This window comes from Flavobacterium sp., assembly GCF_043780635.1.
Taxonomy (GTDB): Bacteria; Bacteroidota; Bacteroidia; order Flavobacteriales; family Flavobacteriaceae; genus Flavobacterium.
Genome location: NZ_JAYWCK010000038.1, coordinates 1 through 12,262, shown reverse-complemented (window position 1 = coordinate 12,262; position 12,262 = coordinate 1). Strand labels below are relative to the sequence as shown.

At 35.1% G+C, this 12,262-nt stretch carries 7 protein-coding genes; all 7 read left to right on the top strand.

The genetic code is table 11. The features are described 5' to 3' along the window. On the top strand, positions 1–1,320 hold a 1,320-nt coding region (locus ACH2BV_RS03580), incomplete at its 5' end, for a RagB/SusD family nutrient uptake outer membrane protein (protein WP_395049349.1). 22 nt (positions 1,321–1,342) lie between these two features. Continuing rightward, entirely contained in the window at positions 1,343–2,158 is an 816-nt protein-coding gene (locus tag ACH2BV_RS03575) for a LamG domain-containing protein (RefSeq protein WP_395049348.1), read from the top strand. 58 nt (positions 2,159–2,216) lie between these two features. Next, positions 2,217–3,596 carry a glucoamylase family protein gene (locus ACH2BV_RS03570; protein WP_395049347.1) on the top strand — a complete coding sequence of 460 codons (1,380 nt, stop codon included), beginning with the start codon at positions 2,217–2,219 and terminating at the stop codon, positions 3,594–3,596. A gap of 15 nt (positions 3,597–3,611) precedes the next feature. Beyond that, the gene (gene bglX, locus ACH2BV_RS03565; RefSeq protein ID WP_395049346.1) at positions 3,612–5,858 is read left to right on the top strand and encodes a beta-glucosidase BglX; all 2,247 of its coding nucleotides are present in this window, start codon (positions 3,612–3,614) and stop codon (positions 5,856–5,858) included. A gap of 301 nt (positions 5,859–6,159) precedes the next feature. Then, entirely contained in the window at positions 6,160–8,175 is a 2,016-nt protein-coding gene (locus ACH2BV_RS03560; RefSeq protein WP_395049345.1) for a T9SS type A sorting domain-containing protein, read from the top strand. Between the two features lie 88 nt (positions 8,176–8,263). Continuing rightward, on the top strand, positions 8,264–10,360 hold the full coding sequence (locus tag ACH2BV_RS03555; protein WP_395049344.1) for a glycoside hydrolase family 97 protein: 2,097 nt from the start codon (positions 8,264–8,266) through the stop codon (positions 10,358–10,360). A 149-nt stretch (positions 10,361–10,509) separates the two neighbouring features. After that, positions 10,510–12,249 carry a family 43 glycosylhydrolase gene (locus ACH2BV_RS03550; RefSeq protein WP_395049350.1) on the top strand — a complete coding sequence of 580 codons (1,740 nt, stop codon included), beginning with the start codon at positions 10,510–10,512 and terminating at the stop codon, positions 12,247–12,249. Positions 12,250–12,262: the final 13 nt, after the last annotated feature.

Here is a 12,262-nt window from a genome sequence, read left to right as displayed (position 1 = left end):
TTTGGATTGTATGGAAAATTACGCACACAAGAAGGTGTTACAGACTGGAATCGCTATTGGTTTCAAAGTATTCGATCTGATGATGCTGCAAAAGGAAGTACTCCCACTGATGCTGCCACATTAGGAAATGTAATGGACAATTTTCAATATTCACCAACCGAGTTTGCTTCGAACTGGAACGGTCATTACAGCTTGATATTTGCCTGCAATGATTTAGTTGTTACTGTAGAAACCTCGGGAGCAACAGACCAAGGCAGTATTATTAATGAAGCCGAGGCTAAAGCCATAAGAGCATTTGCCTATTTTGATTTGCGTCGTGATTATGGAGAAGTTCCCATTATTTTGAATAAAGTTGTTAACCCTAGTGATGGTGTTAAAGCAAAAAACACTGTAGCCGAAGTGGATGCCCAAATCATAAGCGATCTAGAATTTGCTGCTAAATATTTACCATTAAGCTGGCCATCATACCCAGGAAGAGCCACAAAAGGGTTTGCCAATAGCCTTTTGGCAAAATTGTATTTGTATCAAGGAGAATGGAAAAAATCGCTGGAAAAAAGTGAAGAAGTAATCAAATCAGGACAATATAAATTGATGGATTCTTATGAAACTTTGTTTACAGAAGCGGGCAACAATTCAACAGAGACTGTTTTTGAAGTCCAGTTTTTAGTTATAGGAACAACCTATTACACTAATAATTATTTTGAGTCACAAGGGGTTCGAGGTTCAGGAACTTGGGATTTAGGATGGGGTTTTAATGTGCCTACACCACCTTTAATTAATTCCTACGAATTTAGTGACCCAAGAAAAGCTGCAACTATTCTTTATTCAGGACAAAGTGATGGATTAGGAAATATACTTCCTGCTAGTCCACCTTTGGCTCAATTGTATTGGAACAAGAAAGCGTATACACTTCCTGATGAAAGGAAAAATTTTGGGGTAAATAAAAATTATTGGGAGAACCCAAAACTTATGAGATATGCCGATGTATTGTTAATGGCGGCAGAAGCGGCCAATGAAGATGGAAATTCAGGTCTGGCTGCAACTTATTTAGAAGTAGTTCGAAAAAGAGCTAGGGGAGCAAACAATAGTATTTTACCTGTAAGATCTGGCGGACAATCTGCTATGAGAGACTACATTAAAAAAGAAAGAAGAATCGAATTTGCATTAGAGGGCGAACGATTTTATGATCTCGTTCGATGGGGTGATGCAGCAACAGTTCTTGGTGGAAAAGGATATCAAGCCAAACACATGTATTATCCAATTCCACAAACAGCCATTGATCAATCTGGTGGAGTTTTAAAACAAAATCCAAATTATTAATAACAATTCAATACTAAATAAAATGAAAATTAATAAATCATTTATAAAAAAAGCTTTTGGAATAGCATTTATTTCATTAGTATTTATTGGATGTCAAAATATGGATAGACCTGAACTGGGTGATTATCCAAAAGACGCCAATGCCCCAGGAGGTCCTTTAAAGTTCTATGTAGCTTTTGATGGCACGACTACCAATTCATTAATGAATGCAGTTGATAGTATTCGCGCCAAGTTCCCAACAAATAACCCATTAGAATCAACCGCAGGAATTTCTGGAAAAGGACTAAAAGGAGGAAAACCTAAATTGTTTGTTTCCTATTCAAAACCAAATGATTTTGTGGCAAATTCCGCGAGTTTTACCATTGCTTTTTGGTCAAAACATGGCTCTCCAACGCAAACAGAATTTGCTTTTAGCGTATTAGCCGATAATTGGGCCAAAGCCAATATGTTTTGTTTATTCGAAGGATCTGTTGATTCTCCAACAATTAAGTTTTTTATTGACGAGCAACCAGGGGATAAATGGTTTGAATGGTTGAACACCGATAAAATCCCTGGGGTATATGACGGTCAATGGCATCATTTAGCCTTTGTATATGATGGTGCGACATCGGGAATGACACTATATAAAGATGGTGTTGCATTTGCCACAAAAACATGGACAAATCACGGTAATATAAAACTAAAAGATTCAAATGTTTTAGGTTTTAGAATTGGTGGTGCAGGAAATCCTGCTGAGGGCTGGATGAATTCCTGGACAGGTGATTTAGACCAATTCAGAATGTATGGAAAAGCACTTACCGTTGCAGAAATTAATGAATTGTACACCAAGAAAAAATAATTAAACACGAAACTTGCCAAAGCATTTGCTTTGGCAAAAGTTTTATTAAAAAAAATAGATGAAAACTTTTAAATTTTATGCTTTTGTATTTTTGTTTTCAATCCTAAGTTGCAGCAGTAGTAGCGATGCTCCAACACCAACTCCGACGCCTACACCGACACCAACACCAACTCCACTTACGGATGTTCAAGCGATGGATCAAGTGCAAAAAGACGCCATAAAATATTTTTGGGAATATGCAGAAACAAATTCAAAATTAGCCAGAGAACGATACCATCCGGATAATCCGGGTTTTGATGCCTATATTGTAACTACCGGTGGTTCTGGTTTTGGACTAATGTCAATAGTCGTAGGTGTAGAAAGAGGCTTCATTCCAAGAGCAGAGGCGGTTTCCAGACTTGCAATTGCATTGAATTTTCTTGAAAAAGCAGATCGATTTCATGGTGCGTGGTCCCATTGGATAAATGGGGAAACAGGTCACGTAATCCCTTTTGGGACTATAGATAATGGCGGTGATCTTGTAGAAACATCATTCCTTTGCCAAGGCTTACTTACTATCAGGGAATATTTTAAAACCGGGAATGCAGCCGAACAAGCATTGGCGACTAAAGCGGATGATTTATGGAAAGGCGTAGAATGGGATTGGTACACAAAAGGCGAAAACGCTTTATATTGGCATTGGTCACCTAATTATGCTTGGCAAATGAATTTTAAATTAGAAGGATACAATGAGTGTTTGATTACTTATGTTTTAGCTGCAGCCTCACCAACACATCCTATATCTGCCGCTGCTTATCAACAAGGATGGGCGCGAAGTGGAGGGATTGTAAGTGGAAGTTCGCAATATGGTTTTCCAGTAGTTTTAAATTATAATGGAGCGCCAGGAAATGTTGGTCCTTTGTTTTGGGCCCATTATTCCTATTTGGGTTTAGATCCTCGTGGATTAATAGATGCATATGCTAATTATTGGACGTTGACACAAAATCATTCAAAAATCATCTATCAATATTGTGTGGCTAATCCTAAACAATGGGCAGGTTATTCAGATAAATGTTGGGGACTTACAGCTAGTTATACCAGAAATTCTGATGGTACAACTGGTTATACGGCGCATCAACCTAATAATGATCCTGGAGTGATTTCACCAACTGCTGCATTGTCTTCATTTCCATACACACCTGTTGAAAGCATGAAATTTCTACATTTTTTATATGATGAAAAAAAGAGCACTTTAGTTGGCGTAGCAGGACCTTATGATGCTTTTTCGCCACAATACAATTGGGTTACCCCAAGATATTTGGCGATCGATCAAGGAACAATTGCTCCAATGATAGAGAATCATAGAACAGGATTGATTTGGAATTTATTTATGCAAGCCCCAGAAGTTAAGGTTGGTTTAAAAAAATTAGGTTTTTCATCGACCCAACATAACTTTTAAAATTAATTATTAAATATGAAAATTAAACTAATTATACTATTTATTAGCTTTTCACTTATTGGCTACAGCCAAAAAAGCAAAGATAAAAAAACCATAATCATTAAGCCCAAAGCCGAGTTTGTTGCCGATTTGATGTCGAAAATGACAATTGAAGAAAAAATTTATCAAACCGTTCAATTTACTTCCGATGGAACCATTACAGGTCCAAAATCTGGTGAAAATTTTATCACTAGAATTCAGCAAGGAAAAGTAGGATCTATTCTTAATGCCACAGGTGCTAAACAAACCAGAGAAATTCAACGTATTAATTTAGAGAATTCTAGGTTAAAAATTCCTTTGTTATTTGGTCATGATGTGATTCATGGATACAAAACCATTTTTCCGTTAAATCTTGGAATGGCTTCTTCTTGGGATCCAAAAGCTGTAGAATTGGCAGCTCGAATTGCCGCAACCGAAGCTGCTTCTGGAGGCGTACACTGGACATTTGCACCTGTTGTTGATATAGCTCGTGATGCAAGATGGGGCAGGGTTTCTGAAGGTTCTGGTGAAGATAGTTACCTTGGAACACAAATGGCAATCGCTAACGTAAAAGGGTTTCAAGGAGATGATTTGTCAAAAACGAATACTATTTTGGCTTGTGCCAAACACTTTGCTGCTTATGGCGCTGTTGAAGCTGGAAGAGAATATAATACAGTAGATATGTCTGAAAGAGTGTTGCGGGACACTTATTTACCAGCTTTTAAAGCTACGGTTGATGCGGGCGTGAAGACTTTTATGGTGGCTTTCAATGAAATTTCTGGAGTTCCTTCGACAGGAAGTAAATTTTTGATTCGTGATGTTTTAAAAGGAGAATGGAAATTTGAAGGAGTTGTAGTAACTGATTATACGGGGATTAACGAATTAGTAGCTCATGGTTTTGCTACAGACAATAAAAATGCTGGAGAATTAGCACTGAATGCTGGCGTGGATATGGATATGGTTGGAGGTACTTATATGAAATATCTGAAACAATCCTATGACGAAGGCAAAGTTACTTTAATTCAAATCGATGATGCTTGCAAAAGAATTTTGGACGTCAAATACGATTTGGGATTATTTGAAGATCCGTATCGATATTCTGATGAAAAACGCGAAAAAGAAACGATATATAAGCCAGAATTTTTAGAAGCCAGTTTAGGTATTGCCAAAAAATCATTGGTCTTGTTAAAAAACAATAATAACGTTTTACCATTAAAAGCAAACCAAAAAATTGCTTTTGTAGGACCGCTTGTAAGCGATGAATATAATATTATTGGTTCTTGGGCTGCACTTGGTGACCGAAACGGTTTTGCTACTAGTGTTAAAGAAGGAGTGACTAATTATTTGAAAAATGTTTCAAATGTAACATTTGATCAGGGTGTCGAAATCAAAAGTAACAAAAGAGATTTGATGCAAAAAGCATTGGAAAATGCCAAAAATGCGGATGTAATTGTTGCTATTATGGGCGAAAAAGAAAATATGACTGGCGAAGCAGCTTCTCAAACCAACATAGATTTACCCGGTTTGCAAAAGGAATTCTTAGCAGAATTAAAAAAATTAGGAAAACCAATAGTTTTGGTATTGCTAAACGGAAGACCATTAACCCTCACCTGGGAAAACGAAAATATGGACGCTATTCTTGAAGCTTGGTGGCCAGGAACTAGAGGTGGAGATGCTATTGCACAAACCCTTTTTGGAGCGAATAATCCAAATGGTAAATTGCCTATGTCATTCCCTAGAAATGTGGGTCAACTGCCATTGTATTACAATCATAAAAATACGGGAAGACCCTATTTAGGACTTTCTGATCCAGAGCAAAAATATAAATCACAGTATACTGATGTAGGTAATAGTCCATTATATCCTTTCGGATATGGATTGAGTTACACCACTTTTGAATATTCTAACATGAAAACGTCAAGTGATAAAATAAAGTTTGGTGAAAAACTAAAAATTAGTGTAGATGTTAAAAATGCCGGAAATTATGATGGTCAGGAAATAGTTCAACTCTATATTTGGGATTTAGTGGGTTCTGTTACAAGACCTGTGAAAGAACTAAAAGGATTTGAAAAAATCGCTTTAAAAAAGGGAGAAACAAAAACTGTTTCATTTGAAATTTCATCAGAAGATTTAAAATTCTATAATATTGACATGAAAAACGTGGCCGAAGAAGGTAGTTTTGAAGTTTTTGTGGGTGAAAATTCTAATACGGACAGAAAAGCAAGTTTTGAATTGGTTAAATAAATTTTGGTTAGTTTATTTAATAATTACCCTCCAGTAAAAATGCTGGAGGGTTTTTTAAAATGTATTTCTAAATAGAGAGATTTATTGTTCCATTGTAGAATTAATATTCTCTTTATTTAGTGATTTTTAAGCTGTTTTTCATAGAAATAATTATCTGATTAGTATTTAATTTTATCTATTAAATAGTAACTTTAATTGTTTTTTTGTTCAAGACATCAACTATTATTTGGTTGTTAAAAAGGAATAATAAATAAATTATTTAAATTTATTCTTTTTTATGAAATCATCAAACTATATAAAAATGATAAATTCAAAAAATACTATCGGTACAATTATTCTTTATTTCTCGATGATTTTTGTGCAGGTTGCCTATTCCCAGGTTATTGAAAATTATGAAGGAACATCAATTACGATGAATGTTTTAAATGGAGGTGCTTCAGATCTTAGCACTTTAACAGTGATTAGTAACCCATTTAAAACAGGAATTAACACCAGTAATAAGGTGTGTAAATTATTGCGGGATAAAGATGGAATACCTGACACAGGTTTTTGGTCAACAAAAACAATTGACTTAACATCAAATAAATACATACACGTTAAAGTTTATAAAACAAGAATAACAACTGTCAAGTTTAAAGTAGAAGATGGACTTGGAGGAATCCTTGAAATGGCCAGTATAAATCCACAAACAAAAGTGAATCAATGGGAAGACCTTGTGTTTGATTTCAGTAGTTTAACTGGAAATTATACTAAAATTAGTTTTATGCCAGATGTTATTGATCCAGTAGGATTAGGTGCGGACATAAATATCTATTTTGATGATATTATTATCAACAATAATCCTAATGCATTCACTTTTGTTGATGAACTTTTCCAAAACAGTTATAAACTGTATAAGGATATAAGAAAATCAAATGGGGTTTATCTTGATGCTTTGGCCCTTTATGGCGCTGGAGCAAAACCAGCTGCCATTGCTGCTAATGGTATTGGACTGATGTCTTTGTGCATTGCGGATGCTATGTACTTAAAAACTGGAGATGCGGTTAATTGGGAAGCCACAGCAAATCAAGTAATCGCTACCACACAAACATTTATTGATTTTAAAAATAATGGTAAAATTAATGGAGCAGGAATGTTTCCTCGCTATTTTAGATGGGACACTGGAAGCCAAGATGGTAGTTGGCCTTATGAATATAGTACGGTTGATAATGCAATTTTTGCTATGGGATTGCAAATGTGCAAAAACTATTTTTCCAGTAACTCAACAATTGTATCAAATGTAAATATTTTGCTTAGTTCTATGGATTATACAAAAGCAATATATTCTTCGCAGATTGCAATGATTTTAGATCAGTCAGGCAATAATGGAAGTGCATTTACGATTCCTTTTAACGAATATATGCTAGTGGCTTGGTTAGCCAAAAATACAAATTCTTCGAACCCGGGTTATGCTAAATCTCAAACATTTTGGAATACCTATTTTGCTAATCCAACAACAGCTCCAATATCAAGGCCAAATTATGCTGGTTATATAACCCTTTCGGATGGTGGATATTTGTCTTGTTTTATTCCTCAATTTTGTTATTATTTTGTCAATTTTTTTAAAAATGACACAAAATATATGTCTTACTTTAATAATTGGTTAAATGCCGATAAACTATTTGCAATAAACGATGGTGCGCCTAATAGTTATGAGTGGGGACTTGGAGCAGGAGAGATTCCGGGTGGTGGATATTCTGCTGACAAGATTAATGATAATCCCAATAAAATTGTATCGCCTCATATCATTGCAGGATTTAGTCCGATATATTCAAACACAAAATCAGACTTATTAAGTCTTTATAATAACGGTAATGGTCCTTCAATATATAGTCTTCCAAGTAATACTTCAAAAAAAGTTTTATGGCGATATAAACGTATTGATACAGCAGCAAGAGCATACTACATTCAAGCTATAGATTATTCTACAATGTTATTCGGGTTAGCTTCCTTGTCTGAAAATCTTGGCATTAATTGGTTTTCATCCTATAACTGGCCATTGGATTTGCAAGCATTATCATTAGATGATTTATCCAATAAAAATGATAAAATAACTGTATATCCAAATCCTTTCGTCGAAAAAATTACAGTTTCAGTTAAAGAAATTGCAGATGCCAATATTAGAATTCTTGATGTATCAGGAAAACTAATAATTGCAACTAAAATGAATAATTTAATCGAAACAATATATTTACCAAAAGGATTACCATCCGGTTTGTATATTCTAGAATTGAAAACAATTAACGATACTGTTAGAGTAAAAATTGTAAAAAAATAACATTAAGAGATCCAGATATTTTCTTTCTAATACAAGGAGAATTTATAGATAATATTTTATATTCGTCAATTCAAAATAATTAATCACAATGAAACATTTACTCTTTCTTTTTCTGGTTTTTGGAATAAATACCAATTATTCACAAAACATCCAATCTCCATCAAACAAAATCTCCGTAAATTTCAAATTAACTACTAATGGACAACCTTCTTATTCAGTTAATTACAACAACAAACCTGTTATTTTTGAAAGCACTTTAGGAATAAAACTAAAGGATAAACCAGCTTTGGACGCCAATTTTGAAATAGATAACGTCAAAAATTCCAGTTTCAATGAGTCTTGGAAACCCGTTTTAGGAGAACAAGCTAATATTGTAAATCATTACAATGAACTAATAATTTCTCTTACTCAAAAAGTAACCCACTTAAAAATGAATATTATTTTTCGGGTTTTTAACGAAGGAGTTGCTTTTAGATATGATTTTCCAAAGCAAAAAGACCTGAACTATTTTATTATTTCTGATGAGGTTTCCCAGTTTAATTTAACGGAAAACAACAAGGTTTTCTGGATACCAGGTGATTTTGACAGTCAGGAATATGTATATAATGAAACCTTGTTTTCAGACATTAACACCCAAAAAATTAATTTAAATAATGGTATTGGTGTAAAATCAATTGCAGGAAAATATACAATACAATCCCCATTGATGATGAAATCTCCTTCAGGTTTGTATCTTAATATTTTTGAAGCTGCGGTGGTTAATTATCCTGTGATGCACCTTGATGCGGATGTAATAAACTATAAATTAAATTCACATTTAGTACCAAATGCCATTGGCGATAAGGCTTATTTACAAACACCTTGCGTATCTCCTTGGAGAACAATTATGGTGAGCAACGATGCCAGAGACATAGTAAGTTCTAAAATGATTTTGAACCTAAATGAACCTTGTAAATTAGACGATGTGTCGTATATAAAACCCATGAAATATGTTGGAATCTGGTGGGAAATGCACATTGGAAAATCAACCTGGGATTATGCAGGCACACAAAATGCGACAAACTTTGCAGGAAATCCAATACCTACAGGAAAGCATGGAGCAACTACTGAAAACACCAAACGATACATTGATTTTGCCGCAAAAAATGGTTTCGATGGTGTGCTTGTCGAAGGGTGGAATGTAGGTTGGGAAGATTGGAGTGGCAACTGGAAAGAAGAAGTTTTCGATTTTGTAACTCCATATCCAGATTTTGATTTACCTGCAATTACAGCTTACGCCAAAGAAAAAAACGTGAAAATGATTATGCATCATGAAACTTCGGGTTCGGTTGCCAATTATGAACGACATTTAGATCGCGCACTTGAGTTGATGAAAAAATACAATTATCCAGCAGCAAAATCGGGTTATGTAGGCAAAATTATTCCACGTGGCGAATTTCACGACGGACAAACTATGGTCAATCATTTTAACTTTGTAGCCAGACGATTTGCAGATTATAAATTAATGCTTAATTCTCACGAATCTTCAAGACCAACAGGCTACAGTAGAACATACCCAAATTATATCGCTGCAGAAGCTGCTCGAGGTAATGAATTTAACGGCTGGAGTGATGGAAATCCACCTATGCACGAAACCATTTTGCCATTTACAAGACTTCTGGGAGGACCTATGGATTACACTCCAGGAATATTCGAAATAAAAAGAAGTTATTACGACAAGACTAGAACGGAGCAAGTTCATACCACTTTGGCAAAACAATTGGCTTTATATGTAACGATGTATTCCCCTTTGCAAATGGCTGCTGATTTACCTGAAAACTACGAAAGATATCCAGATGCTTTTCAGTTTATCAAAGACGTTGCTGTAGATTGGGACGAAAGTAAATACTTAGAAGCAGAGCCAGGAGATTATCTAACCATTGCCAGAAAAACCAAAGGAAAGGAAACTTGGTTTTTAGGTGCGATAACAGATGAAAACGCCAGAAAATCTGAAATTAAACTAGACTTCCTTACCAAAGGTAAAAAGTACAAAGCAATCATTTATGAAGATGCAAAAGATGCCGATTGGAAAAACAATCCAATTGCTTACAAAATAAGTACAGTAGAAGTTACTTCTAAATCAAAAATCAAATTGAATTTGGCACCCGGAGGAGGAACGGCAATTAGTTTCGAGCCAATTAATTAATATTTATGAGCCAAGTCCTGCTATTCATTACAAGCAATTGTGCAAAAATCTTTTTTTCTATTGCCAAAAAAAGAGCTTCTTTGGTCGCTTTTTTTCGTCAAGAAAAAATAGATTTTTCACACAATTGGCTTTTCATTTCTATCAGGGCTATGGTAGTAGTTTTATTGATAAGCAATAATGCTTTCGCCCAACAAAAAACCTATTGCAATCCTATCAATATAGATTATGGGTATTGTCCAATTCCTAATTTTGTGAACCAAGGGAAACATCGTGCGACAGCTGATCCGGTTATCACTTTTTTTAAAGGCGAATATTTTTTGTTTTCCACAAATCAATGGGGATATTGGCATAGTAAAGATATGCTCGACTGGCAATTTATTCCCCGAAAATTTCTTCGACGAGAGCATAAAGTTTATGATGAATTGTGCGCTCCATCGGTGTCTTTCGTAAATGACACTTTGCTAGTGGTAGGTTCAACTCAGGGGAAGGAATTTCCCATTTGGATGAGCCAAAATCCATCAAAAGACGATTGGAAAGAACTTGTTCACAAATCAGAAGCTGGAGCTTGGGATCCTCAAATTTTTTGGGACAAAGAGAAAGATGAAGTTTATGAATACTATGGTTCCAGTAATTTTTATCCGTTGTATGGTGTGAAATTGAATCGTAAGACCTTTCAACCTGAAGGAGAAATATTTCCATTAATTGCGTTGAATGATGAAGAACACGGATGGGAACGTTTTGGCGAAAACAATGACAATACTTTTCTTCAGCCTTTTATGGAAGGTGCTTTTATGACCAAAAATAATGGTAAATATTACCTTCAATATGGCGGTCCTGGAACTGAATTTAGCGGTTATGGCGATGGCGTTTATGTAAGTAAAAATCCACTTGGCCCTTTCGAATATCAATCTCACAATCCTTTTTCGTATAAGCCGGGAGGTTTTGCAAGAGGAGCAGGGCATGGTGCAACTTATCAGGATGCGAATCAAGATTATTGGCATGTTTCAAGTATTTCAATATGTACCAAAAACAATTTCGAACGCCGTTTGGGTATTTGGCCAGCAGGTTTTGACAAAGATGGAATACTCTATTCGAATACTGCTTACGGGGATTATCCCACTTTTTTACCTTCTGAAAAGAAAAACCATTTGAATGGAAATTTCTCGGGTTGGATGTTACTGAATTATAATAAACCGGTTCAGGTTTCTTCAACTCTCGGTGGTTTTCAACCTAATTATGCTGTTAATGAAGATATAAAAACCTATTGGTCTGCAAAATCGGCGAATAAAGGAGAATATCTAATTTCTGATTTAGGCGAAAAAAGCACTATTAATGCCATTCAAATCAATTATGCCGATCAGGATGTGGAATTGATGGGAAAACCAGCAACAACGACTGGTCATAAATATATTTTGTATTATTCTGATGATGCTAAAAACTGGAAAATCCTTGTAGACAAAAGCAAAAACACCAAAGATGTTCCGCACGATTACATTGAACTCAAAAACCCGATTCGGGCACGTTATTTGAAAATAGAAAATATTCAAATGCCAACGGGCAAATTTGCATTGTGTGGTTTTAGAATTTTCGGAAAAGGAGATGGAAATTCTCCCGGAATCGTGAATAATTTTGTTCCTTTACGCACTGAGCCAACAAAAGAAGGGGAGCGCCGCAATGTTTGGTTCAAGTGGCAGCAAGAACCTTTAGCGGATGGTTATGTCATTTATTTTGGCAAATCGCCAGACAAAATGTACGGTTCGATAATGGTGTACGGAAAAAATGAATATTACTTCAATGGATTGAATAAATCAGAAGCTTATTTTTTCCAAATTGAAGCATTTAACAATAACGGAATTGGTCCACGAACCGAAATAAAAAAATCAGAATAAAACAATTAAGCTT